This window comes from Limnothrix redekei LRLZ20PSL1, assembly GCF_043235035.1.
Taxonomy (GTDB): domain Bacteria; phylum Cyanobacteriota; class Cyanobacteriia; order CACIAM-69d; family CACIAM-69d; genus CACIAM-69d.
Window position 1 is genome coordinate 84,544 of record NZ_JAZAQF010000094.1, and the last position, 24,884, is coordinate 109,427.

Genomic DNA, 24,884 nt, shown 5'->3' on the forward strand with positions numbered 1-24,884 from the left:
CAACCCATCGCCCTAATCGAATCGGACAACTCGCAACCCTCGATCGCCCCAGCTGCGCAACCCCCCAGCGCAAAAAACCAACATAGCCCAGCATCAACCGGCACTAAACAGCCAAATTAGCCGAAAAACGGGCTGAAACGTTTCATTTAGGATTACTAACCGCTTCGCGCCCCTTGAAAGCCGAAATAGTTCAATAGCCCCTTGGCCACAAAAACCACGACAACTCATCAGCATCAACAGGACAACAGCATCAGAAATCGCAATCGAAAATCTTGAGTCATTTTGGGGGCAATTTTGGGAGCAATCTTTGCAGAATCACCTGAACAGAGTTATCAATTTTCTGCCTAAAGACTTCGTGATTTCTGACAAAAACATCTCGTGATGACGGTCACCACAATTTAAACTTTTTCAAAATCTTATCCACCAAAATCCTTGTCCGTCAAAGCTTTTGGGCTTTTAATATTTGATCTTTACTTAATCTTTAAACTTTAAATAAGCTTCATAAAACTAGCTTGCAATTAAAGATTCCACCAAGAGCCAAAAAAACGCTAGACAGGCCTTCGTAAACGCAGTACAAGTAAATCAAGAACCCAAAAGAGCGCGTGCTTTTCCAGGCAAAACAAGCGGACTAAATCATTCATCGGTTTGGTAAGTGGGCGCGATCGACATCAAGGGTGCTGTCAGGAAAAGCGATTCCAGCAAAACTACCACTGCTCACCAAGAACATTCGGATTAGGACTAGGAGGATTTAAATCGTGAAAGGTTTTATTTGGAAAGGCTTTGTCCTCGCAGCGGCTACCCTCGTCGGCACCATGTCTGCCTCCGCTGCTCGCGCATTGCAACTAACTCCCGAACAGTTGGCCCAGTTTGATACTTATGTCCAACAGGAGCGCAAAGCATTTACGGCGCTGGAACTTTCGAAAATTAACCCCAACAGCCTGAAATGGTCGGGTGCGGCTGATTCGCTGGAAGTCTACTTCATCAACGAAGGTGCAGGCTATCGCAACCAGTTGCTCTTTTCCGCCAACAATGGCTCTTTGGACACGGTCTTTAATGACGTTTCTTCCAAGGAATCGATTTTGGCTGAGGCTGATGGCCCCCTGAAGCGGGGTCAAGGCGTGAGCCTCGGATCCTTTAGCAAAGGCACGGTTATCGACTTTTTCCTGAACTCTGATGGTTACAGCCGTGGCGAAAACTACGCTGGCATGACTTCGGATCAGGTTTATGGCACCGGGACTTGGAACTTCTTGGGCGCTGATGCCAACCGCAATGGCGACAAGCTGCAACACATGGTTGCCTATGATCTGGGCGATGGCTGGACTTTGATGGGCTTTGAAGACATCGTGACCGGCGGTGACTTGGACTATAACGACACGGTGTTTGTGGTTCGCGGTGTTGCTGGCTCGAAGGTAGCAACGCCTGAGCCTTCGGTGATGCTGTCGTTGGCTGCTGCTGCGGCTCTGGGTTTGGTGTCCCGCCGTCGTCAGCAAGATAGCTAGATCGCTCAAGTGACACTGCCATGGGTTGCCACTCACCCGTAGGCAGATGGTTGAAGTAGATGGTGGCTAGCGATTGCTAGTCGTTAGCAATCGCTAACCATCAGACTGGCGGGTGACGTTTTTAATTGGGCTGAAGTCCCATCCGCCAGTTCGATCGGGCAACGGATATGGATTTGGTTCGGTAGATTATGGGTGAGTTGGGCAAAATCAACTCGCCCACCTTTTTTTGGCTACTTTTCGGCCAATTTTTGGCTACTTGTTGGCGACCTGGCGGGCAAAGGCTGTTTTTTGGAAAAACTGCGCTTGGCCTGTGCCTAGCCTGTGCCATCATCTCCGGGTTAGGAATGCTGACCGGGAGAGTTTGGCTTTTGGACGTTACAGGATGGATGGCGGCAACGCTCGCCGCTAGTTCGATCGCCCCGGTGGAGGTGGCGCACCATGGCGTGGGCTGGTTAGGGGCGACGGTGGCGGCGCTGTTTTGGGGGTCGTATCTAGTGCCCGTGAAGCGGCTACCAACGGTGGATCCCTTGGCGGCGCAACTGAGCATGGCGATCGGGATTGTGCTGTTAGCTATTCCGTTGGCGATCGCCTCTGGAGCTTGGATTCCCAATGGTTGGGGCCTGCTGGCGGGGGTGATTTGGGCCTTGGGCAATTACGGCTCCATTTTTGTGGTGCGGGCCTTGGGATTGGCGCGGGGGTTGGCCCTGTGGGCCACGATCGGGATTGGGGTTTCGTTTCTTTGGGGGGCGTTGTTTTTTCGGGAGCCGGTGCTGTTATCGGTGGCCGTTGGGGGAGTGGCGCTGCTGGTGGCGGGAATTGCCCTGATGAACTGGCCCGATCGCCCGGCCGGAACGCAACCCCCGGGCCCTCGATCGACCAATCCACCGGTTAATCGATCGAGCCAACAGCCCAGCCGCCGACCCAAAATCCAGAATCAGGGCTGGTGGCTTTGTGGCGTGGTGGGGTTGCTGTTTGGGTCGCAATCAGTCCCCTTTGCCTTTGCGACCCAAAGCCCGATCGCCTTTGTGCCGTCTATGTCCCTTGGGATTTTGGGAACAGCGAGTCTGTTGGCTGGGCAACGGGGCGGTCGGGTGTTGCGGCAGTTGCCCCGATCGAGCCTGTTGGCGTTGGTTTGCTCGGGAATGCTTTGGAATGTGGCGAATGTGGGCAGCTTCTTCGCGGTCGATCGCCTTGGAATGGCGGTGGGAATGCCCCTAACTCAGTTCGCGATCGTGGTGAATGCGGCTTGGGGTCTGTGGTTGTTTCGAGAGGTGACCGGTCGCCAGCGAATTTTGCGAGTGGCGATCGGGACGTTCTGCGCCTTTAGTGGAATTATTTTGATTGGAGGATCGCGCCTTTGAGGGTTGTTTAACGTTCACTGGTTGAATTTTTCAGGCGCTTGATCTTCGATCTTTGATATCTCGTCTGTATACAGCCTGTATCTAAAGCGATCAGCCTGTCACATCGCAGATGCCATGGAGGCTAAAAATGTTCTGAGGCATAAAAAGGAGAGATTTTTATGAATGTTCCATTTTCGGGTGGATGTGTATGCGGTGCCATACGCTACGAGTGCTCTAGTCAACCAATGGCGATGCTCAATTGCCATTGCCGCGATTGTCAGCAATCTAGCGGAGCACCATTCGCATCTGGCGTGGTTGTCTCTACAAAGTCCATTAGGGTTGCGGGTTCTCCAAGCACGTACTCCGTTCGCGCCTCTAGTGGTGCTCAAACAACTCGAAGCTTTTGTCCAACTTGCGGTAGTCCTTTATTCGCAACCGGCGAAGCAAGGCCCGATTTCACATCCATACGCTTCACGACGCTTGACGATCAAAGTAACTTTTATCCAGCGTTGGACATCTGGACATCGAGCGCAGCTTCGTGGGTTTGCCTGAATGAGGAGTTGCCACATTTTCCGCAGTCGCCACCCCAAAGTAACGACCGGCCTTGAATATCCGAGAATATCCGAGTTTGTATATCTGAATGGCGGGAGAAACCGGCAAGCTCAATCAGGGTTGGGTCTATCAAGATCGGGTCGATCGCGCAGCGGCGGGCCTCACCCTTTTGGCCTACTACAGCCAACACTATCGGCACTCCACGGAACAGACTTGGCGCGATCGAATTTTGGCGGGTCAAATTTTGGTTGAAGATGGCCCGGCCAGTCCTCAGCAAATTCTGCGATCGGGACAACGGTTAACCTACCATCGCCCCCCTTGGGTGGAACCAACCGTGCCCCTGGATTTTGCAGTGCTCTATGAAGATGCAGATCTGTTGGTGGTGGCGAAACCCGCTGGCTTGCCCGTGATGCCAGCGGGGGGTTTTTTGGAACATACCCTGTTGCGGCAATTACAAAAACGCTATCCACAATCCAGCCCCGTGCCCATTCACCGGCTGGGGCGCGGCACTTCCGGTTTGGTGTTGCTGGCCCGATCGCCCCAGGCCCGATCGCACCTGACCCAACAAATGCGCGATCGACAAATGCATAAGGTCTATTGGGCTTTGGCAGTGGGCAACGCTCCCATGGATCGGTTTCGGATTGAGCAGCCGATCGGCAAAATTCCCCACCCCCAATTGGGGCATCTTTACGGGGTCACCCCGAATGGAGCCTTTGCCCGCAGCGATTGCCAAGTATTGCGGCGGGATCGTGACCAAATGTTGGTCGAGGTCACCATTCTCACGGGCCGTCCTCACCAAATTCGGATTCATTTAGCCGCCGCCGGATTTCCCCTCGTGGGCGACCCACTCTATGGAGCCGGTGGGCAACCGCAACTGACCCCGATCGCGCCGGAGGCCACAAGGGATCCCGAGGCGATCGCCCTGCCCGGCGACTGTGGCTATTGGCTCCATGCCCAAACCCTCGCCTTCCGCCATCCCCAAACCCAAGCCCCGATCGAGGTTTGCTGTCCTGCGCCGTCGCCATTTGGCCAACCCGCCCATAGTTAGCGCCAGATCTTGAGCACCAGATCTTGAGCGCCAGATCTTGAACACCAAATCTAGGGAGCCTTGGAACCCGCCGCCGAACCGCCGATTTGAACATTGGGCGTTTGGATGGTTGGGGCTTGCTGGCCGTTCCACTTTTCAATGCGAGTTCGTTCCACCCGCAACCGCTCCAACTCCAATAATTGCGGGGTGATGGAACCCGCCCGCAGGCGATTGGACTCCGCCTCCGCCCGGGCCTGTTCGATCGTCACCAACGCCTCTCCCTTAGCCCTCGCCACATTAGAAGCCGCCTCTGCTTCCACTTTGCGGCGATTGGCCTCAGCCGTTTGGGCCGCCTGTTGGGCCGCAAACTGTTCGTTAATGCTTTTTTGAATGTCTGGGGGCAGCCGCAACGGCCCCAAAAGAGATACATCTTGAACGGTGATGAACTGAAAGCGTCGTTGCACACAGGCCCGCACCGCTGCCACCAATCGCTGTTGGCTGGTGGGCACTTGTACGGGAGTCAGGGCTAAGGTTTCTGCCGCTTCCGAAAAACAATTTCTCAACCCATTTCTCAGCTCATTCGCCCGAAATTGATCGGGGGTTTTGCGATAGGTTTCATAGAACTCATGCAGTCTGGTTTTGGTGGTGTTGGGAATTGCTTCTGTAGAGAAACCAAACGATAGACCCACATCAGCCGAAACGGGACTACCGGCTACAGAAAACACGATCGACTCATCAACGGGGGAGCCTTCCGTTGTTTCTTTGGTGAAAGGATAGGTGTTGACAAAGGTTGGAAAAATAACAATTTCTTCTGTGTAGCCATTAAACCAAACACGTCCCGTCACCAATTCAGCTTTATCAATTCCCTTGCTACCACCGTAGAGTTGAATTTTGAGACCGGCATATCCTGGCTCAACGGTGGTAATGCTGGTTCCAGGAATGATGCCACAGGCGTTAAGGGCTGAGGCAAGTAGAGCAAGAAGCGAAGTTTGGATGATTACTCGTTTTGGAAATTTTTTCATGGTTGACGCTCTCACTCTCCATTAAAAATCAGTTAAAAGGATGACTGAAAAGTGTCTTGAAGCACTTGCCAGCCCGTAGGGTGGGCAGTGCCCACCGAACCGTTGCTTCATGGCATTTGCGATATGGCGTGTCAATTATTTTAGGTAAAGGATTTATTAATCAAGAATTAATCATGAATTCAGTAGGTAATCAATCAAGCTGTTGGTAAAAATCAATCAAAAATTAATTTCAAACAAAGCTTGCATTAAGCCATCTTTTTAGGGCGATCAGTGATTAGGGCGATCGGTGAGTAGGTTTAACGGCTTGGGACTGATCGGCAGCATTGGAAATCAACCGTTGATGATCAGTTTCCCCATCAGGAAAAGGCTGCAACAAATCCAAGGGCGATCGGTTCAGGGCACGATAGGTTTCATCCTGATTGAGCAATTGCAATGTTTCGATCGCCTCCTCCACCGCTCGTGAAGAAATCGCCAGTAATTGCACCGTTCGCAGCCGCCGATAGACCGGATCGTATTGTGCCAAAAGGGTTCGGGCCCGTCGAGCATCCAGCCACCGCCACAGACCATAACCCAGCGATCCAACCCAAGCGATCGGCACACCCAACACAATCGCAAACCCCAGGAGAGGCCAATGGGAATTGAGAAAGAACGGTGCGATCGCAAAGAGTAACAAGCCCAGCAAGATTTCTGCCAGGGCAGTGAGTAACCAACGTTGCCAAGTTTGAAGCGGCCAGCGCCGCCCGCGTCGTTTCATGGTCACCTTGCCCATCGCCTGTGCAATGGCATGTTAAATCGCCGATTTTGATGTGGTGAAAAGTTGGGTGATTGCTCGATCGTAGCCAGCGATGCCCACGATTGCCCAGCGTTTGATCGATCGAGCTATTGATCGACCTCTCGATCAGCCTTGAATTTGCGCCACCGGGGCCACGAAGCCGATCGACCTTGGCACAATGAAATGAGCTGCCCCGGTTCCTGGGCCGGTAGCCACATCAATCCACCCTCACCCCCCGATCGCCCTTGAACTCCCTGCTCACCGACCTGACCAAACTTCGCCCCCACTTGCGATCGCGCCTGTTGCTATCCCACCTGCTGGTGGTTTTCCTCAGCATCGGTAGCTTTGCTTTGGTGGGTTGGTTCTCGTCCCCCAAAACCTTTGTTTGGAAGCTGGATGAGCTGGAGGTGCGGGGGTTTCGGTTGCGCTATGCCCGCACGCAACTGGTGAACAGTTTTGGGTTTGTGTTGCAGCAAAGTACCCTTTGGTCAGCGCTGGTTGGGGCCACGGCGGCAGGAGCCTTTAGCTATTGGGCGGCTTTGCGGATTGCGCGGCCCCTGAAGCACATGGAAGAGGTAACTTTGCGGTTTGCCTCGGGGGAACTGGATGCCCGCATCCAAGCCAGTGATATTCCAGAACTAAATCAGTTGGGCAGTAGTTTCAACCGTTTGGCCACGAGCTTAGAGGGAACAGAGCAGCGCCGCCGGGATTTGATCAGCGACCTAACCCATGAACTACGCACACCGCTGACGGTGGTGAGGGGCTATCTCGAAGAACTGAGTGAAGGGCGCATTGATCCCACGCCGGATTTGTTCGATCGCCTGATTCGCGAAACCAAGCGGCTGGAGCGACTGGTGAGCGACACTCAGGAACTATCGCGGGCAGAAACAGGCTATTTGCCAATTCATGTGCAGTCGATCGATCTGCGGCCCCTTTTGGAATCGATCATCAACCGCATTGCCGATCAGGTGTTTGATGACGAACCGAAGTTAATTTTGGATTGTCCGGCTGTGCTGCCGCTCGTGGCTGCCGACCCCGATCGGGTGGAACAGGTGTTGCTGAATCTGATGGGCAATGCCTTACGCCACACCACCTGTGGCTCGATTCGCCTTTGGGCCAGCCCCAAGGATGAACGCGCCCTTTGGGTAGGGGTCACGGATACGGGGGAAGGCATTTCTGAGCAGGACTTGCCCCATGTGTTTGAGCGATTTTGGCGGGCCGATCGCAGTCGTTGCCGCCATGAGGGTCGCCAATCCGCTGGCGTGGGAATTGGTCTATCCATTTCTCGGCGGTTGGTGGAGCTTCAGGGGGGCGAAATGGAGGTGACCAGCGAGCTAGGCAAGGGCAGCACGTTTCAATTCAGCCTCCCGATCGCGATCGGGAGCGAGAAACTTCAGAAAAGCATCGAAACAAATTAGCAGTAGAAACATCCAGAAAACTTGAACCTCCCTCCCCAGCCCGAACGATCGCCCAGGTAATCGCCCATAATCGCCCAAATAATCGCCCCAGTAATGATCAGAAACTATTCCACCTCGCGCCGCCCTTCCAAAGCCTTGGCCAAGGTCACCTCATCGGCATATTCCAACTCACCCCCCACGGGCAACCCAAACGCAATTCTGGTCACCTTGGTAAAGGGCTTGAGCAGTTGGGATAGATAAAGGGTGGTAGTTTCCCCTTCAATGCTGGGCCCGATCGCCAAAATTACCTCATGGGTCTTTTCGCGATGCACCCGCTGCACCAGAGGCTGAATCGTCAGGCTTTCAGGGCCAATGCCATCCATGGGGGAAATGACCCCGCCTAAAACGTGGTAGCGCCCACGGTATTCACGAGTGCGCTCGATCGCAATCAGATCCCGCGAGTCCGCCACCACACAGATCGTCTGTTGATCGCGGTTCGGGTTGCTGCAAACCTCGCAAACCGGCTCCGCCGAGAGGTGATAGCAAACCTGACAATGGCCCACCTGTTGCTTGGCATCCAGCAGCGCTTGGGCAAGGGTTTGAATTTCCGCCTCCGGGCGATTCAACAGATACAGCGCCAACCGCTGGGCAGATTTGGGGCCAATGCCCGGTAGCCGTTGCAATTGCTCAATTAATCGAGCCAAAGGACGAGTATAAACAGCACACCTCCTGCGCTGCGCCGCGTAAAGCACCAGTTTGTTTCGCAGTCGCGTATTCTAGCACTTCCCTTTCGGGCAAGCGGAGCCTACAATCGTGCTGATTTTTCGCAATGGCTGGAACTATGACCGAGGCTCCGATCGATCGCGCTCCCGAGCCTAACTTGGTCTCCCCTCAACTGTCCGGTGACCTATTAGCGCTCTATCAAAACCTGCCCCCGATCGCCCTGGGCGTATTGGCCTCAGGAAGTGGCAGCAATTTTGAAACCATCATGGAGGCGATCGCCGATGGCCGCTTACGGGCAGAGGTGAAAGTGCTCGTTTACAACAATCCCGGAGCCAAAGTCGCCGCCCGGGCAGCCCGCTGGGGCGTGACCGCCGTTCTCCTCGACCATCGCCAATACCCCGATCGCAACCAGTTTGACGCAGCCGTTGTCCAAGCACTCCAGGCCGCTGGAGTGGAATGGGTTGCCATGGCCGGTTGGATGCGGCGGGCCACCGAAACTCTCGTCAACGCCTTTCCCCAACGGGCCATCAATATTCACCCCAGCCTGTTGCCCAGCTTTCCCGGCATTCGAGCCGTTGAACAAGCCCTCGCCGCCCAAGTCAGAATCACCGGCTGCACGGTGCATTTCGTGGAGTTAGAAGTGGACAGCGGCCCCATCCTGATGCAGGCTGCTGTTCCCGTTTACCCCACCGACAGCGCCGAAACGCTCCACGCCAGAATCCAAACCCAAGAGCATTTGATTTTTCCCCAGGCGATCGCCCTGGCCGTCGCTCAAGCTAATCAAGCCACTCAGCCCTAGTCGCTTCAAGATCAATCCAGAATCAATACAAAACGCCCAAGAGTTACATGAACTCTCGGGCGCTGAAGCATTAGCTTGAGTAACAAACTCAATCCCCCACTGGGCAATTCAACCAACGCAGCTTTTAATTACTGGCAACACTGGCAACTTTTTTAATTGCTAGCAGTTGCTGTTAATTGCTGATTGAAATTGCTAGGGATAATTGGCGATCAATCGCCCTACTGAAAATCTCTAGAGCTTCACTTCAATATCCACACCAGCCGGCAAATCAAGCTTCATCAAAGCATCGATCGTTTTCGACGAAGGTTGATAAATATCAACCACGCGGCGGTGAGTGCGCGTTTCAAAATGCTCACGCGAATCCTTGTCCACGTGGGGAGAACGCAACACGCAATAGATCTTGCGCTTCGTCGGCAGCGGAATCGGGCCCACCGCCGTTGCGCTCGTGCGGTTCGCCGTATCCACAATCTTTTCGCAGGAAGCATCCAACAGCTTCCGATCGAAAGCTTGCAAGCGGATCCGGATTTTCTGTTGCTGAATCGTCGCCATACTCAAGGACTCAGGGGGTGTAAAGACTCAATTTTCAAGGTTCAGGGTTTGACTGGAGACAGCTATAGGAACGCTGAATTCAGCGTTCCTACAGTGTCTAGCTCAGATGAACCAACAACTATTTAACGATCTTGGCAACCACGCCAGCACCAATCGTCCGGCCGCCTTCGCGAATAGCGAAGCGCATCCCCTGTTCGATTGCTACCGGGCAGATCAGCTCAACCGTCATCTTGATCCGGTCACCGGGCATCACCATTTCCACGGTCGAGCCGTCGTCAGCGGTGTAGGCCGTGATTTGACCGGTCACATCCGTAGTCCGCACATAGAACTGAGGACGATAGCCAGCGAAGAACGGGGTGTGGCGGCCGCCTTCTTCCTTGGTCAACACGTACACTTCAGCCTCGAATTGCGTATGGGGGCTGATCGACTTCGGCTTCGCCAGCACCATGCCGCGCTCGATATCTTCCTTTTGGATACCGCGCAACAGCAAACCAGCGTTGTCCCCAGCCATCCCTTGATCCAGGGACTTCTTGAACATTTCCACGCCGGTCACGGTGGTGCTGCGGGTGTCCTTCAGACCCACGATTTCCACCGTGTCGCCCACCTTGACGATACCGCGCTCGATCCGACCGGTGGCAACCGTACCACGACCCGTAATCGAGAACACGTCTTCCACCGCCATCAGGAAGTCACGATCCACATCGCGCTCAGGAGTGGGCACGTAGGCATCCACTTCATCCATCAGCTTCAGGATCTTGTCAACCCACTCGTTTTCGCCGCGAGCGATCTTGGGGTTAGCGGTCAGGGCTTCCACAGCCTTCACAGCCGAACCGATCACGATCGGGATATCGTCGCCGGGGAAGTCATAGCTGCTCAGCAGTTCACGGACTTCCAGCTCAACCAGCTCCAGCAGTTCAGCATCATCCACCAAGTCTTCCTTATTCAGGAAAACCACCAGGTTGGGCACGCCCACCTGACGAGCCAGCAGGATGTGCTCACGGGTTTGGGGCATGGGGCCGTCAGCCGCCGACACCACCAGGATGCCGCCGTCCATTTGAGCAGCACCGGTGATCATGTTCTTCACGTAGTCCGCGTGACCAGGGCAGTCCACGTGGGCGTAGTGACGATCTTCGGTCTCGTATTCCACGTGAGCCGTGTTGATCGTGATCCCACGGGCTTTTTCTTCCGGTGCGGAGTCGATGTCGGCGTAGTTACGAGCCTTGGCCTTCCCTTGAGCCGCCAGCGACATGGTGATTGCAGCAGTCAGGGTCGTTTTGCCGTGGTCAACGTGACCGATCGTCCCGATGTTGACGTGAGGTTTAGTCCGTTCAAACTTTTCGCGTGCCATGAGTCTTGTGCGTTCCTTTTCCTTGCTATGCGTTCCCCTTACTCTTCGCGATGATCGCCTCAGCGACGTTGCGAGGAACTTCGCTGTATTGGCTGAACTCCATCGAGAAGATACCGCGGCCTTGCGTCATCGAGCGAATGTCGGTGGCATAACCAAACATTTCTGCCAGAGGTACTTTAGCAGCAACCTTGGCCGTTCCGCTCTCGGAACCCATCCCTTCGATTTGACCGCGACGGGAGTTGAGGTTCCCCATCACGTCACCGAGAAACTCTTCAGGAGCTTCAACCTCGACCTTCATCAAAGGTTCGAGGAGGACGGGTGCTGCTTTCATGACCGCCTCACGGACAGCCATGGAGCCAGCAATTTTGAATGCCATTTCCGACGAGTCCACATCGTGGTAAGACCCATCGACCATGGTGACTTTCACGTCGATCAGTGGGTAGCCTGCTAGGATACCGGATTCGCAAGCTTCGCGCATCCCCTGTTCCGCAGGGCCGATATATTCCTTCGGCACCACACCACCGACGATCTTCGAGACGAACTCAAAGCCCGTCCCCGGTTCGCCCGGCTCAATTTCAACCACCACGTGGCCGTATTGACCCTTACCACCGCTCTGGCGCACAAATTTGCCTTCGGCTTTAGCAGCCTTGCCGATGGTTTCGCGATACGCCACCTGGGGCGCACCCACGTTGGCTTCCACGCGGAATTCCCGCATCATCCGATCCACTAGGATTTCGAGGTGCAGCTCACCCATCCCAGCAATCACGGTTTGGTTAGTTTCCGGGTCAATGCTGACGCGGAAGGTCGGATCTTCCTCCGAGAGGGATTGCAGGGCTTTGGACAGTTTTTCCATGTCCTGCTTGGTCTTCGGTTCAACAGCCACCGAGATCACCGGCTCAGGAATGAACAGGGATTCCAGAATGACCGGATCGCTTTCGCTGCAAATCGTGTCGCCGGTAATGGTGTCCTTCAGACCCAGGGCTGCGCCAAGGTCGCCAGCACGCATTTCGTCTACTTCGATTCGTTCGTCAGCTTTGAGCACGATCAAGCGCGAAATCCGCTCTTTCTTGCCCTTGGTGGCGTTGTAGACGTAGCTACCCTTGGTGATCACGCCGGAGTAGACGCGGATGAAGGTCAGGCGACCGTAGGGGTCAGCCATGATCTTGAAGGCCAGGGCCGCCGGGGGTGCGTTGTCGTCGGCCGGACGGGTCACTTCCGAACCGTCGGGCAACAAACCCTTAATCGGGGGCACGTCAATCGGGGCAGGCAGATAGTCCACCACGGCATCAAGCAGCAGTTGAACCCCTTTGTTCTTGAAGGCAGAGCCGCAAAGCATGGGGACGATCGTGCCGTCGATTGTGCCCTTGCGCAGCGCACCCTTGATTTCCTCTTGGGTCAGCTCTTCGCCTTCAAGATACTTTTCGGTCAAGGCATCGTCGGTTTCTGCAACCGCTTCCACCAACTTCAGGCGATATTCATCAGCCAGGTCAACCAGATCTTCAGGAATATCGGTTTCTTGGATGTCGGTGCCCAGATCGTTGGTGTAGAGGTAGGCGCGCATTTTCACCAGGTCAACAATGCCGCGCAACTCGGATTCAGCCCCAATCGGGATTTGAATCGGCACCGCGTTGGCCTTCAAGCGATCGCGCACCTGACCATAGACCTTGTAGAAGTTCGCACCCGTCCGGTCCATCTTGTTCACGAACACGATCCGGGGCACTTTGTAACGGTCTGCTTGCCGCCACACCGTTTCCGACTGGGGCTGCACGCCACCCACCGAACAGAACACCGCGATCACACCATCGAGCACCCGCATGGAGCGCTCCACCTCGATCGTGAAGTCCACGTGACCAGGCGTATCAATGATGTTGATCTTGTGATCTTTCCAGCTCGTGCTGATGGCCGCAGCGGTGATCGTGATCCCACGCTCACGCTCTTGCTCCATCCAGTCCGTAACGGCAGTTCCCTCGTGAACTTCACCGATCTTGTGAACCACGCCCGAGTAGTACAGAATCCGCTCGGTCGTCGTTGTTTTGCCCGCATCAATGTGGGCGGCAATTCCAATATTTCGCACTCGTTCGAGCGGAATCGATCTGGCCACTTTAACCTCCTGGGACTCCTATCGCAGATACCATGTTACATCCTTGTTAAGTAATCGAAACAAAGACAGAACGCCGGGGGAACAGATTGGGCTGACCGCTGTTTAGACCGCGATCGAACCCCACTGCCACCAAAGCGCTTGTCTCAGTTTCCAACTTATGAGGACTGAAGCACTAAGTCATTTGTCACCTGATGAATCGTTGTGACAAACGCTCGAAACTCTCGAAACCTAGTAGCGATAGTGAGCAAAGGCCTTGTTCGCTTCCGCCATCCGGTGCGTTTCTTCGCGCTTCCGGATTGCGCTACCCGTTTCGTTGGCTGCATCCATCACTTCGTTCGCAAAGCGGCTCACCATGCTGCGACCGCCGCGTTGGCGAGCAAATTGGATCAACCAGCGCAGGGCCAGGGCAATGCCCCGATCGCTCCGCACTTCCATGGGCACTTGGTAAGTAGCACCACCCACCCGGCGGGCTTTTACCTCCACCAGGGGCGTTGCGTTCTTCACGGCCCGCTCGAAAATATCCAGCGGTTCCGAGCCAGTGCGCTCTTGAATGAGCTTAAAGGCATCGTAAACAATCCGGGAAGCAACCGACTTCTTACCAGATTTCATGATCCGGCGAACGGTCATGCTGACCAGGCGGCTGTTGTAAACAGGGTCAGGGGGAACAGGGCGTTTGTTGACAGTTGTGCGACGAGACATATAACAGTAGCCGTTAGGTCACAATCAGAGCGTGAACAAGCAAACTAAAACTTTGGTGTCGCAAAGTCCATGAATATCTGCCACCCAGTCAGCACTCAGTCAGGGGGCTGCATGGGTGCTTGCTGGGAGCCTGAAATGGCTAACCGCGATTTTCTAATTCCTTTGCGTACCAAGCACCCGAGCAGTCACCGGCAACTTCGTCATAGGCAATTCCGATTGTTAAATTGGCCATGCCGAAGTTGCGGTTAACAGTGACGGCGCGGGACTACGGAACCACCATTATTTTTGGGGCTTCGGGCGCTTCGCGCCGTACTTGGATCGCCCTTGCTTACGATCTTTAACGCCGGCAGTGTCAAGGGTTCCGCGAATGATGTGGTAGCGCACGCCGGGCAGGTCTTTTACCCGACCACCGCGAATCATGACCACTGAGTGTTCTTGCAGATTGTGCCCAATGCCCGGAATGTAGGCTGTCACTTCAAAGCCGGAGGTTAGGCGAACACGTGCCACCTTACGCAGGGCAGAGTTGGGCTTTTTGGGTGTGGTGGTGTACACGCGCGTGCAAACGCCGCGGCGCTGAGGACAGCTTTTGAGCGCTGGCGATTTGGTTTTGCTCTTAGCTTTGGCGCGCTCAGATCGGATGAGTTGCTGAATCGTGGGCATGGGCTTACTGCACCGGCAGATTCTAGATATTCGATGGGGTCATAAAATGTCACGGTCTATAACTATACGGATGTGCTGTTACCTTTGTCAATGAAGCGTGGCTAGGTTGACAGCTTTCTGGGCATGGCTTTGCTGGTTTGGCTTTTCTTTAGGGTTCGCTGTCCCTTGGCCGGTAAGGTGGCCATGGTTTCGAGACGATCGCCCTCAACCCTCAACCAAACGCATCGATCGGCTACGATTCGTCATGGTCAAAGGAGTGGCCACAACTGCAATTGTTGCGAGCATTGGGATTTTGAAACCGGAAATTACCACCCACCAGATCTTCGGAGTAGTCGATCGTTAAGCCCCGTAGGTAGGGTAAATCACGATCGCGTATGATCGCCCGCCAACCATCTCCTTCAAGGGACTGTTCATCAGGGGCGATCGCCTGGCCCGGTGGGTGGAACTGCAAAGCATAGGTCAGGGAGCGACATCCTCCCGATCGCACCTCCAGCCGAAACCAGCCTTGCTCCAGTCCCCATTGTCGAGCAAGACGTTGAACTTCAGCTTGGGCCGCAGCAGACAGAACCAACATGGATAGTCAACAGAATTTTTTAGAAATGTTTTAAAAGACGCGATCTGAAAATGTGACTTGGCTCGCCCAGCGCCTTAGCAAACCCTGCAGCCGTGACCACAGCGACAGGATTCACAGCCTCAGGCAGCCACAAGCGAACGGATTCAATGCAAACTCAGGGCAAGCCAAGTCAAGACAAACGCCCTACTTAGCAGCAGGAGTACGAGCGTAGTCATCTTGAAAGCGAACGATATCGTCTTCGCCCAAATATTCCCCATTTTGCACTTCAATCAGCACCAAGGGAATAGTGCCAGGATTCTCCAGCCGGTGGGTGGTGCATTGGGGAACGTAGGTGGACTGATTGGGCGTGAGCATGATTTCGTTATCGCCGCAGACCACACGCGCCGTGCCTGAAACAACAATCCAATGCTCACTGCGGTGGTGATGCATCTGTAGGCTAAGGCGATGGCCAGGGCTAACCTCAATGCGCTTGATTTTGTAGCCGCGCCCCTCTTCTAACACCGTAAAAGATCCCCAGGGCCGTGCTTCGGTTTGGTTCGTGCTGAGGCCATTTTTCGGAGCAACGCCGTTCTCGGTCTCGGGGGTTTGAGTTTTTGTTGCAGCCACCGTACTGTCCTCGTTGAATGTGGGTGTTTGGTTATGGGTAATTTCTAGCCGACTGTTCTTTCGCGTTTGCAAATCTTTAGCTCGTGGGCCGTTTGGGGGGGTAGTCCTTACGAGTAAAGTACCCAAGCTCAAATGGTGTTGATCTGGATAAGGCTGATTCAGTTTTGATCGCCTTTGATCGCCAAGTACTGACCGTTTGGCTGACTCTGAAGCCAGTAAGCCAATCGCTGATCCCTGAGCTGATCGCCAGGTTAATGACCCGTTGATTACCCGTTGGATTTTTCAGGCATTTTCCAGGGATCTGCCAGGCGATCGCCTCATATCCCATCTTTCGGTTGATTTTGGTTGATTTCGGTTGATGCAGTTCAGCTTCCTTTGCTGCTGAACCCCCTGACCATCCCTCTGTTTCGAGTATAGGCGAGGAATTTTGAGGCGAAAACAGTTCCCCCACTCAGCACTACCCCCCTCCCAACCCATCAGCACCCGCGCGATCGCCCCAGATTGGCATCGCCCTGTTGAGTCACCCTGTTGCGCCCCCCAGTGGCAGCCAATTCGTAAAACGAGAGCGTCCCGATCGCCCGATTGTTTACCGGTTCCTCGATCCTCAACCTCGGGATTCGATCGCCCCCCAGGGATTCACAGTGACCTGTGGCGCATCGGTGATAATCTGATACTTGGCAAAAATACCGATGAAGGCGCGCTGGCGTACCTTCAGTGCGGTTCGCCCCGTTAACACCGAGTTTGAAAAACCGCTCGCACCCCAATCAGCGATCGCCCGGTGTCTTCCACCACGACAGTGCGATCACTGGATTTGCGAGCAAGCCAACCCAGATCATTGAAGCGATAAACTCACAGGCTCGAGCATGGTCACCACCACTGAAAAAACCAACGTCGGCTACATCACGCAAGTCATCGGCCCCGTGATCGACGTGAAGTTCCCCGGCGGTAAATTGCCCCGCATTTACAACGCCCTCAAAGTCCAGGGAACGAACCGCGCCGGTCAAGAAGTTTCTGTGACCTGCGAAGTGCAACAGTTGCTCGGCGACCAACAAGTCCGTGCTGTGGCAATGAGCAGCACCGATGGTCTCGTGCGCGGCATGGAAGTCCAAGACACCGGTGCACCGATCAGCGTTCCCGTGGGTAAAGCCACGCTCGGCCGCATTTTCAACGTTTTGGGCGAACCCGTTGATAACCAAGGGCCCGTCGAAGCCACTGAATTTTCTCCCATCCACCGGGCAGCCCCCAAGCTGACCGAACTGGAAACCAAGCCCTCCGTGTTCGAAACCGGGATCAAGGTCGTTGACCTACTGACCCCCTACCGTCGCGGCGGCAAAATCGGTCTGTTCGGCGGCGCTGGCGTGGGCAAGACCGTGATCATGATGGAATTGATCAACAACATTGCCACCCAGCACGGTGGGGTATCGGTGTTTGCCGGTGTGGGCGAACGAACCCGCGAAGGGAACGACCTCTACAACGAAATGAAGGAGTCGGGCGTAATCAACGAGGGCAACCTGAAGGAGTCCAAGATTGCGCTGGTTTACGGCCAAATGAACGAACCGCCGGGAGCACGGATGCGTGTTGGCCTGTCGGGTCTGACCATGGCTGAATACTTCCGCGACACCAACAAGCAAGACGTACTGTTGTTTGTGGACAACATCTTCCGCTTTGTGCAAGCCGGTTCGGAAGTATCGGCGCTGCTAGGTCGGATGCCCTCCGCCGTGGGTTACCAGCCCACCCTGGGTACGGATGTGGGTGACCTGCAAGAGCGGATTACCTCGACCACCGAAGGTTCGATCACCTCGATTCAAGCCGTCTACGTGCCCGCAGATGACTTGACCGACCCCGCTCCGGCAACCACCTTTGCTCACTTGGACGGTACCACCGTGTTGTCCCGGGGCTTGGCCGCTAAGGGGATTTACCCGGCTGTGGATCCGTTGGGTTCGACCTCGACGATGCTGCAACCGGCGATCGTGGGGCGCGATCACTACGACACGGCTCGGGCGGTGCAAGCCACCCTGCAACGCTACAAGGAACTGCAAGACATCATCGCCATTTTGGGTCTGGATGAATTGTCTGAAGAAGACCGCTTGACGGTGGCCCGCGCCCGGAAGCTGGAGCGTTTCCTATCGCAGCCGTTCTTTGTGGCGGAAGTGTTTACCGGCTCGCCTGGTAAGTACGTGACCCTGGAAGACACGATCAAGGGCTTCAAGCTGATCCTGTCGGGTGAGCTGGACAAGTATCCTGAGCAAGCCTTCTATATGGTTGGCGACATCGATGAAGCGATCGCCAAGGGCGAAAAGCTGCTGAATAGCTAGTTTTTTAAATCGCGCTGCGGAATGCGGGGGCTGGGTTAACCGGTCTCCGCTGTCGCTGGTGTTGTTTGTTCACGGTGTTGCAATTCCGCTCGATCGAGCCAAGAGGTTATGAGCTTAACAGTTCGTGTTATTTCCCCAGACAAGACCGTTTGGGATAACCAGGCAGAGGAAGTGATCCTGCCGAGTACCACAGGACAGTTAGGCATCCTACCCGGCCACGCGCCGCTGCTGACGGCGTTGGGCACGGGAGTGATGCGTGTTCGGGTCAGTAAGGATTGGTTGCCGATCGCCCTGATGGGTGGCTTTGCCGAAGTCGAAGATAACGAAGTGACGGTGCTGGTGAATGGAGCCGAACGGGGTGACTCGATCGACCGTTCCGCCGCCCAAGCAGACTATACCGACGCAGAAGCTCGGGTAGCTGCCGCTAACAGTCCTCAAGAGAAAATTAAGGCAACCCAAGCCCTCAAACGCGCCCGCGCTCGAGTGCAGGCGGCTGGTGGCACGGTTTAGACCGCCAACCAATTTTCATATTTTCTCGATCTCAATATCTATTTGTTGATGATCTTGATCATTCAGATCAACGATTGGATTGACTCATCCAAGGCGGGGTAGGGCTAAACCTATCCCGCTTTTCTTTATCCTGTTCCGATCTCGCTTCTATCCATCTCGCTTTTAATGGGAAGAGGCAACTTTGCTCACCGGTCGCGGGGATCCATCGGTCTTCGCGTCAGGGTTTTGGTAATCTCCTCCGAACGATCAAAATGATGCAAATTTCAGGTTTATTGCGGGCGATCGGGCAGCAACTGAGCAAACGGCTGGGACAATGCGGGGCGATCGGCCTGTTGGGCTTGCTGATGTGGCTGATGGTTCCCACTGGTGCGGCCCAAGCCCTCACCAATATCAAGCTGTCAGATTTGAACTATCGGGAATGTCCGGCTGAAGTGGCCGCTGGGGCCGTCACCTCTGGTGGCGCAACGCTGCCGGCCAAATGCTTCATCGTCTATGGCAAGGCAAACAACACCACGGGAAAAACGGTGTTTGATGCGGATATCTTTGGGCGAATCTATGACGCGACGGATAATTCGATTATGGAAAATCGCACTCGTTTGGGCGCGATCGAGCAAATTCCGCCCGGCGTGAGCGAATTTGAGTTTCGGATTTCTGTGCCCGTCAGCCAACCGGAACCGCTCCAGCTCAAGCAATTTAAGGCAGCAGGGTTCACCGCCCGCGTGCGTCGTTAGTGGGTCGCTAAGATGGCTACCCACCCTTGGGATAAATCTTGGACTTAACCCGAAGATGCCTATCTAATGGCCACAATCATCCCGAGCTAACAGCAAAACCAGCAGCAAGAACGACAGCAAAAAGAGGGGCCCGTCTTTTAACTTGCCCCTCCTCGATGACATGGGTTAATTGAGCTAACTAGCTCGATCAATCAAACCAATCAAGCTAATCCAATCAGTCGAATCGATCAAACCGATCTAATCAGTTGAATTGATCAGTCGAGTCGATCGAGCAGTGTTTATGACTGCACCGACTTCAAGTAAGCCAGCATCGTATCAGCATCAGAAACTTCAAAAGGATCGCTGGGAGCATTGTCTCCATAGCCAGGTTCAATGAACATCTTTTCGATCGCGCCGTCATTGACCACCATGGAATAGCGCCAAGAACGCATCCCAAACCCCAGATTGGACTTGTCTACCAACATGCCCATCTTGCGAGTAAATTCCCCATTACCATCGGGGAGTAGGAAAACATTCTGAGCGTTTTGTTGTTTGCCCCACTGAAACATCACAAAAGCATCATTCACCGACAAGCAGATCACCGCATCTACACCCAGGCTCTTAATTTCTTCATAGAGTTCTTCGTAGCGCGGCAGGTGGCTGGTGGAGCAGGTGGGCGTGAAAGCGCCCGGCAGTGAAAACAACACAACACGCTTGCCACCGAAGATATCTTGGGTGCTGAGATCTTGCCAACGGAAGGGGTTAGGGCCCGGCACGGACTCATCGCGGACGCGGGTTTTGAACACAACATCGGGGACACGATCAAGCATGGTGGTGACTTCCTTATGCGTAAGACGGAATTTCGCCTGAACTCGTAATGATTATGACTTAGAAGAAATAATTTGACAAGGGACAGTTTCGGGTCAATGACCAATGTGCCCACAGCCAATGCAAGGGGAGGTTAGTCGCTAAAATCAACGCAGCACCCTGAAATTATTGCTGATCTAATCGTTACAAGCATGGGCATTGCGAGCATGGGTGAAAAAATAGGGGCTAAATTTCGTTGCAGTCGTTGAAATTGGGGCACAGGTGATGAATTTTCTGGACTCGGATGATGATCCGCCCCTCCAAATTAACGTCACGCCCATGGTGGATGTGATTTTTGCGATTTTGGCGTTTTTTGTGGTGGCTACGGCTTTTTTGACCCGATCGCGCGGTTTGCCGGTGAACTTGCCCAGCGCCGCCACAGGCCAAGCCCAAACCCAGTCAATGCCGGTGGTGACGGTGGATGCGGCTGGAAATTTGGCAGTTGATCGACAGCCGATCCCGATCGAGCAATTACCTACTCTGGTGCAGGCAAAGTTGGGGCCTCGCACCCCAGAGCAGCCCATGCGCACCGTAGCCATTGAGGCCGATCGAGCCGTGAGCCACGGGCGAGTGGTGGAAGTGATGGATCGGTTGCGCCAAATCCCCAACCTGCAACTGGCGATCGCGACGCGATCGAGCAACCCCTAACCCCAAGATTTTGAGCCATAACAATCCCAGCTATGGCATTCCGAGCCATGGCATTATTTGGGGAGAATCGCGGCAAACTACTGTGCTGATTCTGATGCGTTGATTCTGATTCGATCTCCCCCTCCTCCTCATCGTTTAGGCTCACCTGCCATGCGCGATCGCCTTGAACCTGCTCCTTACCTTCCCCGTGTGCCCCTGTGGCGGCGTGGTGTGGCCACGGCGATCGATGCGGTCATTGCGGGATTGTTCAGCGGCCTGTTGGGGGCCGGGTTTGAACTGCCGGTTTTTGTGCTCCTGTGGCTCCTGGTGCGAGTGGTGATGGTGGCCAATAATCGCGGCCAAAGCATTGGGCGATTGGCCATGGATATCAAACTGGTGAATCCCCGCACCCGCCGCCTGCCAACGATGGTGGAGCTGACCCAACGGGAGGGCATCGTGGGCATTGAAGCTTGGTTGGCCTTGCAGGGATTGTTCCTGTTGTCGCAGGTGAACCCGGTGGCACTGCTTTGTTTGGCTCCGGCAATTGTCGATGGCATTGTGACGGCTACGGATGAAAGCCGCCAACAACAGTCCTTTCACGATCGCCTGATTGGGTCAATTGTGGTGCAAACTTCTCGGGGGTTTTCCCTAGATTTGAAGGTGCAACGGTGGTATCGTCTCCTGCGCGATCGAACTGAGCGTTTTATGCGAAGATAGAGTGCTGCAAAACTGCCCGAATCCGTTTGCGGACAAAATCAGCAGTTCTGCTCGATCGGCGATCGCCCCCCGCCTGTTTTGCCCAGTGCCAATGCGGCGGCGCACGATCGTCCAATCGCAAACCCTTTGCACCGATCGAACCATTAGGAGTTTCCCACCGTGGCTAAAGGTAAAGACGTACGGCTCGTGATCACCCTGGAGTGCACCGAGTGCCGCACCAACACTGACAAGCGCTCGCCCGGCGTGTCGCGCTACACCACCCAAAAGAACCGCCGCAACACCACCGCGCGCTTGGAACTGAAAAAGTTCTGCCCCCACTGCAACAGGCACACGGCACACCGCGAAATTAAGTAATTTTTCGCCCTTAACCCAATTTCGACCCGGAGCGTTCACTCGCTCCGGCCGTTAATTGCGCAGTTGTGTTAGTTGCACAGTTGTGTTGACTGCGCAGTTGCGTTATGCGAACTCAGTGCGATCGGCTGTCTCCAAGCCGAGTTGCCCGCTCTTCCTAAATCACCCCTGAATCATTAACGAATCACCATGGCTTACTATCGTCGTCGCGTTTCTCCCCTCAAACCCGAAGAGCCGATCGACTACAAAGACGTTGATCTGCTGCGTCGCTTCATCACCGAGCGCGGCAAAATCCTGCCCCGTCGTGTAACCGGTCTGACGGCCAAACAACAACGCGATTTGGCCGTGGCCATCAAGCGCGCCCGCATCTTGGCCCTGCTGCCGTTCATCAACAAAGAAGCCTAGACCGCCGTTGGGCATTGAGGATCAGGTGTCTAGGGTTTACCGTCAAAAAATTGTCCAAAACCCTGATTCCACCGTTACTAACTCGTGAGAGACAAGGGGCTTAGGGCCTGTCGTCGTCTAGCCCGAAGCCCTAGATCTACCATTAGCGAATCAGCTCTGCCATTAGCGGATCAGCAAGGGGCTTAAGCCCCTGGTTACGATGACTGGGGCACGGAAGATCAACCATTTCAGCCTCACCTCGAAAAATGACGACACCCCCTAAGCCCCTGGTTGTGACCACTGGGGTGTAGGCAATTAACTTTGCTTAAACATGTTTAAAAGGGGCGATCGACTAGTTCGATCGCCCCTTTGCTGTATCCAAAATCCGTGAACCCAGCCCTAGGGAACCCGCCAAGCCTTTTCGTGATAGTCATTCTGGGTGGCGTAGGGATCGGGCGCATCATGACTGTGACCGTGCCCATGATCGTGACCGTGCCCATGACTATGATCATGGCCGTGGCTATGCCCATGGCTGTGGCTGTGATCATGATTGTGGTCGTGGGCGTGACCATGATGCCCGTGATCATGGCCATGGGCTTGGCCGTGATCGTGGTGATGATGCCCACTGGCCAACGCATCCGGGGCGATCGCCTCGCCATCGTCCTGACCCAATCCCAACAGATTGCGGCTGACGGCCCGGCGGAACTTGCATAGCTCGCAGTTCATGGCCACCTGCCCGGCGATCGCCTCCTGTTCCCGCTCCTTCACCAGCTCAAACAAAACGGGATCTAAGCCAATTTCCGGCAAGGATTGGATTTGCACATCAGGGCGATCAATCCGCGCTTGGTCGGAGTAGCCGTGAATCCGCTTCATCAGCGCGCCTGTGAACAAGAAGTGCGGCAACACCACCACCCGTTTGGGGTTCCAAGTCCAAGCCCGTTCCCAGCCCGCATCCAAACGCGGATGGGTGATGCCACTAAAACATAGCTCCAAACCCTTGAAGCCGCTGCCTTCCCAAAGCACCCGCGCCAGCTTATAAGCATCGCCATTGGCATCGGGATCCGAAGCGCCGCGCCCCACAAACAGCAACACCGACTCATCGCGGGGGATCTCACTTTGCCGATCGAGTTCATCCAAGCGCGATCGCCACAATTCCACCAAGCGATCGGCCACACCAAAATGGCGACCATAGTGAAACTTCAGCCCCGGATGGCGCGCCCGGGCGCGATCAAGTTCATTGGTCACATCAAACTTGTTGTGCCGCGCCGCAAACAGCAACACCGGCAGGGCGGTCATTTCCTGATAGCCCATGGCCACCATTCGATCGACCCCCTCTTGGATTGACGGTTCCGTTAACTCCAAAAAACAGGGCACAACCGGCCGAGAGGTGTCATAGGCCGCAAAGGCTTCCACAAACTCCATGAAGGTGCGGCGGCCATCTTCATCGCGCGTGCCGTGACCAATGAGCAGCAGCGGAAACTTATCAGGGGTGGACGGGGCGATCGTTTCAGCGGACTCAGCGGACTTAACAGACACATTCAGCATGGATTTCAGTTCGCGCCCCGGTGCATCGCCGAGGGTCTAAGGGAATGGGTGATTTGAACTGACGGGGCGATCAGTTTCCGCGTTTTCAATTGCTCACAGCCTACCCAATGCCACTCGCACAGGACAGGGAAGCAACGCGATCGCCCCAGCAGATTGGAGGCATTCCGACTCATGGTTTGCTCAGGGCTGGCTAAGCATGTTTGTTGGCACAGCCCCACCAATCACGGCTGCGGCACAGTCGCGGAATTTCACCGCCATTTCCCACCAAGCTGCCGAAATACCTTAGCACCTTGCCCGGTCTGGTACATTGCCCCTACTGGGGATCGGAGCTTGCTGGGCCAGCCGGGTCAGTATTTGGAACGATGGCAATCACGGGCGATCGACCTCAAACCCTTCTGCTTTCAGCATAGCTAAGGCGTTCACTCGCGAAAATTCAATCCTCAATCCCCAGCAACTCTTTGAGGAATTGCACAAGCTTCACCATATCTGGCACTTGCTCTAGTGTTTCCTGGGATATCCAGTTATCACGAGCAAAGCTAACAGTATTCGTAAATCCAGGTTGTAACACGCTAACAACTGCCGCAATAGTCGCTTTTTCCCGACTGGCAGGCTTCCGAAGATGAGTATATTGATTGACATAGTTTCTGGCTTTGATCATGTAATCTGGATACATTAAATCCCCACACTGAAGAATTATTTGTTCCAAATTTCCTTGTCGCTGATTGTCAGGAATAATATAGATTCCTAATTTCTTATTCTTGCCCATAACACATCCAGGCTTACAATCATTAGATTCAAGATCAACTTCAGGGAAGTATTCTTTTGCAATCTTTTCTAGCCACCCAATCTTTGTTTTAAGAGTTAAATCTATTGCGTCTTGATCTGCATCAACAAACAGACAAAAGGCTTTTAGAAAATCGAGGTGATTTTGGTTTTCTTTCAAATTACTTAGCGCTGCATCCACATCTTCCAGAAAGTCAGGTAACTGACCCCCATTTCCTATAAATATCCCGACAGATAAATTGTTACAGTATAAAATTCTTGGCATGTCAACTCTTGCATATAAGAGCTAATTTATAAAGAGAAGCTAAAGCCGACTTGGCAGCTCTAAATCCGGTTTTAGGCTAGACCTACCCGAAGCATCACCCAGCTCATGAGTCGTCTCCCGGTCATTGCCAATCCTACCCGCA

Annotated in this window: 26 protein-coding genes; 13 read left to right on the forward strand and 13 right to left on the reverse strand. The window is 54.4% G+C overall.

What is annotated here, in order from left to right; genetic code table 11:
* The first annotated feature begins 755 nt into the window (after nucleotides 1-755).
* The 4 genes from VPK24_RS18225 to VPK24_RS18240 all read left to right on the forward strand — a co-directional run bounded on the left by VPK24_RS18225 (nucleotide 756) and on the right by VPK24_RS18240 (nucleotide 4,439).
* A complete protein-coding gene (locus VPK24_RS18225; protein WP_393015525.1) occupies nucleotides 756-1,499 on the forward strand; it encodes a DUF4114 domain-containing protein in 744 nt (247 codons plus the stop codon).
* 386 nt (nucleotides 1,500-1,885) lie between these two features.
* The gene (locus tag VPK24_RS18230) at nucleotides 1,886-2,860 is read left to right on the forward strand and encodes a GRP family sugar transporter (protein WP_393015526.1); all 975 of its coding nucleotides are present in this window, start codon (nucleotides 1,886-1,888) and stop codon (nucleotides 2,858-2,860) included.
* A gap of 158 nt (nucleotides 2,861-3,018) precedes the next feature.
* Nucleotides 3,019-3,447, forward strand: coding sequence for a GFA family protein (locus VPK24_RS18235; protein ID WP_449283924.1), 429 nt, complete (start codon nucleotides 3,019-3,021; stop codon nucleotides 3,445-3,447).
* Nucleotides 3,448-3,479: 32 nt separating this feature from the next.
* Complete coding sequence (locus tag VPK24_RS18240) at nucleotides 3,480-4,439, forward strand: RluA family pseudouridine synthase (RefSeq protein ID WP_393015528.1); 960 nt, start codon at nucleotides 3,480-3,482, stop codon at nucleotides 4,437-4,439.
* Nucleotides 4,440-4,489: 50 nt separating this feature from the next.
* On the opposite strand, the gene VPK24_RS18245 is transcribed toward VPK24_RS18240, so the two are convergent.
* Together VPK24_RS18245 and VPK24_RS18250 are read right to left on the reverse strand one after the other, a co-directional pair.
* The gene (locus VPK24_RS18245) at nucleotides 4,490-5,440 is read right to left on the reverse strand and encodes an SPFH domain-containing protein (protein WP_393015530.1); all 951 of its coding nucleotides are present in this window, start codon (nucleotides 5,438-5,440) and stop codon (nucleotides 4,490-4,492) included.
* 274 nt (nucleotides 5,441-5,714) lie between these two features.
* Nucleotides 5,715-6,194, reverse strand: coding sequence for a hypothetical protein (locus VPK24_RS18250; RefSeq protein ID WP_393015531.1), 480 nt, complete (start codon nucleotides 6,192-6,194; stop codon nucleotides 5,715-5,717).
* A gap of 263 nt (nucleotides 6,195-6,457) precedes the next feature.
* On the opposite strand from VPK24_RS18250, the gene VPK24_RS18255 reads away from it, so the two are divergent.
* The gene (locus VPK24_RS18255; RefSeq protein ID WP_393015533.1) at nucleotides 6,458-7,630 is read left to right on the forward strand and encodes a sensor histidine kinase; all 1,173 of its coding nucleotides are present in this window, start codon (nucleotides 6,458-6,460) and stop codon (nucleotides 7,628-7,630) included.
* A 104-nt stretch (nucleotides 7,631-7,734) separates the two neighbouring features.
* Here VPK24_RS18255 and recR read toward each other — a convergent pair whose 3' ends face one another.
* Nucleotides 7,735-8,361, reverse strand: coding sequence for a recombination mediator RecR (recR, locus tag VPK24_RS18260; RefSeq protein ID WP_190353861.1), 627 nt, complete (start codon nucleotides 8,359-8,361; stop codon nucleotides 7,735-7,737).
* Nucleotides 8,362-8,450: 89 nt separating this feature from the next.
* On the opposite strand from recR, the gene purN reads away from it, so the two are divergent.
* Nucleotides 8,451-9,131 carry a phosphoribosylglycinamide formyltransferase gene (gene purN, locus VPK24_RS18265; protein WP_393015535.1) on the forward strand — a complete coding sequence of 227 codons (681 nt, stop codon included), beginning with the start codon at nucleotides 8,451-8,453 and terminating at the stop codon, nucleotides 9,129-9,131.
* Nucleotides 9,132-9,362: 231 nt separating this feature from the next.
* Here the strand turns inward: purN and rpsJ are convergent, their stop codons facing one another.
* The 7 genes from rpsJ to VPK24_RS18300 all read right to left on the reverse strand — a co-directional run bounded on the left by rpsJ (nucleotide 9,363) and on the right by VPK24_RS18300 (nucleotide 15,668).
* Nucleotides 9,363-9,680 carry a 30S ribosomal protein S10 gene (rpsJ, locus tag VPK24_RS18270; protein WP_099532978.1) on the reverse strand — a complete coding sequence of 106 codons (318 nt, stop codon included), beginning with the start codon at nucleotides 9,678-9,680 and terminating at the stop codon, nucleotides 9,363-9,365.
* A gap of 118 nt (nucleotides 9,681-9,798) precedes the next feature.
* Nucleotides 9,799-11,028 carry an elongation factor Tu gene (gene tuf / locus VPK24_RS18275; RefSeq protein ID WP_099532979.1) on the reverse strand — a complete coding sequence of 410 codons (1,230 nt, stop codon included), beginning with the start codon at nucleotides 11,026-11,028 and terminating at the stop codon, nucleotides 9,799-9,801.
* A gap of 25 nt (nucleotides 11,029-11,053) precedes the next feature.
* Nucleotides 11,054-13,129: an elongation factor G gene (fusA, locus tag VPK24_RS18280; RefSeq protein WP_393015537.1), complete on the reverse strand. Its 2,076-nt coding sequence runs from the start codon at nucleotides 13,127-13,129 to the stop codon at nucleotides 11,054-11,056.
* Between the two features lie 228 nt (nucleotides 13,130-13,357).
* Complete coding sequence (gene rpsG / locus VPK24_RS18285) at nucleotides 13,358-13,828, reverse strand: 30S ribosomal protein S7 (protein WP_190353862.1); 471 nt, start codon at nucleotides 13,826-13,828, stop codon at nucleotides 13,358-13,360.
* Nucleotides 13,829-14,107: 279 nt separating this feature from the next.
* On the reverse strand, nucleotides 14,108-14,488 hold the full coding sequence (rpsL, locus tag VPK24_RS18290; RefSeq protein WP_099532982.1) for a 30S ribosomal protein S12: 381 nt from the start codon (nucleotides 14,486-14,488) through the stop codon (nucleotides 14,108-14,110).
* A 232-nt stretch (nucleotides 14,489-14,720) separates the two neighbouring features.
* Complete coding sequence (locus tag VPK24_RS18295; protein WP_393015539.1) at nucleotides 14,721-15,062, reverse strand: HesB/IscA family protein; 342 nt, start codon at nucleotides 15,060-15,062, stop codon at nucleotides 14,721-14,723.
* Between the two features lie 183 nt (nucleotides 15,063-15,245).
* On the reverse strand, nucleotides 15,246-15,668 hold the full coding sequence (locus VPK24_RS18300; RefSeq protein WP_393015541.1) for a phosphomannose isomerase type II C-terminal cupin domain: 423 nt from the start codon (nucleotides 15,666-15,668) through the stop codon (nucleotides 15,246-15,248).
* An 863-nt stretch (nucleotides 15,669-16,531) separates the two neighbouring features.
* Between VPK24_RS18300 and atpD the strand changes: the two genes are divergently transcribed.
* The 3 genes from atpD (at nucleotide 16,532) to VPK24_RS18315 (ending at nucleotide 19,224) form a co-directional block, all read left to right on the forward strand.
* Nucleotides 16,532-17,983, forward strand: a complete 1,452-nt coding sequence (atpD, locus tag VPK24_RS18305) for a F0F1 ATP synthase subunit beta (RefSeq protein WP_393015543.1) — start codon at nucleotides 16,532-16,534, stop codon at nucleotides 17,981-17,983.
* Between the two features lie 108 nt (nucleotides 17,984-18,091).
* Nucleotides 18,092-18,493, forward strand: a complete 402-nt coding sequence (gene atpC, locus VPK24_RS18310) for an ATP synthase F1 subunit epsilon (RefSeq protein ID WP_393015544.1) — start codon at nucleotides 18,092-18,094, stop codon at nucleotides 18,491-18,493.
* A gap of 344 nt (nucleotides 18,494-18,837) precedes the next feature.
* Entirely contained in the window at nucleotides 18,838-19,224 is a 387-nt protein-coding gene (locus VPK24_RS18315; RefSeq protein ID WP_099533033.1) for a hypothetical protein, read from the forward strand.
* 278 nt (nucleotides 19,225-19,502) lie between these two features.
* Here the strand turns inward: VPK24_RS18315 and VPK24_RS18320 are convergent, their stop codons facing one another.
* Nucleotides 19,503-20,033 carry a peroxiredoxin gene (locus VPK24_RS18320; protein WP_393015546.1) on the reverse strand — a complete coding sequence of 177 codons (531 nt, stop codon included), beginning with the start codon at nucleotides 20,031-20,033 and terminating at the stop codon, nucleotides 19,503-19,505.
* A 262-nt stretch (nucleotides 20,034-20,295) separates the two neighbouring features.
* Here VPK24_RS18320 and VPK24_RS18325 point away from each other — a divergent pair, with 262 nt between their 5' ends.
* The 4 genes from VPK24_RS18325 (at nucleotide 20,296) to rpsR (ending at nucleotide 22,170) form a co-directional block, all read left to right on the forward strand.
* Nucleotides 20,296-20,718: an ExbD/TolR family protein gene (locus VPK24_RS18325; RefSeq protein ID WP_393015548.1), complete on the forward strand. Its 423-nt coding sequence runs from the start codon at nucleotides 20,296-20,298 to the stop codon at nucleotides 20,716-20,718.
* Nucleotides 20,719-20,868: 150 nt separating this feature from the next.
* Entirely contained in the window at nucleotides 20,869-21,414 is a 546-nt protein-coding gene (locus tag VPK24_RS18330) for an RDD family protein (protein WP_393015550.1), read from the forward strand.
* 159 nt (nucleotides 21,415-21,573) lie between these two features.
* The gene (gene rpmG / locus VPK24_RS18335; RefSeq protein WP_393015551.1) at nucleotides 21,574-21,768 is read left to right on the forward strand and encodes a 50S ribosomal protein L33; all 195 of its coding nucleotides are present in this window, start codon (nucleotides 21,574-21,576) and stop codon (nucleotides 21,766-21,768) included.
* Between the two features lie 186 nt (nucleotides 21,769-21,954).
* Nucleotides 21,955-22,170, forward strand: a complete 216-nt coding sequence (gene rpsR, locus VPK24_RS18340; protein WP_099532992.1) for a 30S ribosomal protein S18 — start codon at nucleotides 21,955-21,957, stop codon at nucleotides 22,168-22,170.
* Between the two features lie 378 nt (nucleotides 22,171-22,548).
* Here rpsR and VPK24_RS18345 read toward each other — a convergent pair whose 3' ends face one another.
* Together VPK24_RS18345 and VPK24_RS18350 are read right to left on the reverse strand one after the other, a co-directional pair.
* Nucleotides 22,549-23,694 carry a sirohydrochlorin chelatase gene (locus VPK24_RS18345; protein ID WP_393015553.1) on the reverse strand — a complete coding sequence of 382 codons (1,146 nt, stop codon included), beginning with the start codon at nucleotides 23,692-23,694 and terminating at the stop codon, nucleotides 22,549-22,551.
* Between the two features lie 433 nt (nucleotides 23,695-24,127).
* Nucleotides 24,128-24,742 carry a DUF3226 domain-containing protein gene (locus VPK24_RS18350; RefSeq protein WP_393015555.1) on the reverse strand — a complete coding sequence of 205 codons (615 nt, stop codon included), beginning with the start codon at nucleotides 24,740-24,742 and terminating at the stop codon, nucleotides 24,128-24,130.
* Nucleotides 24,743-24,884 lie beyond the last annotated feature (142 nt).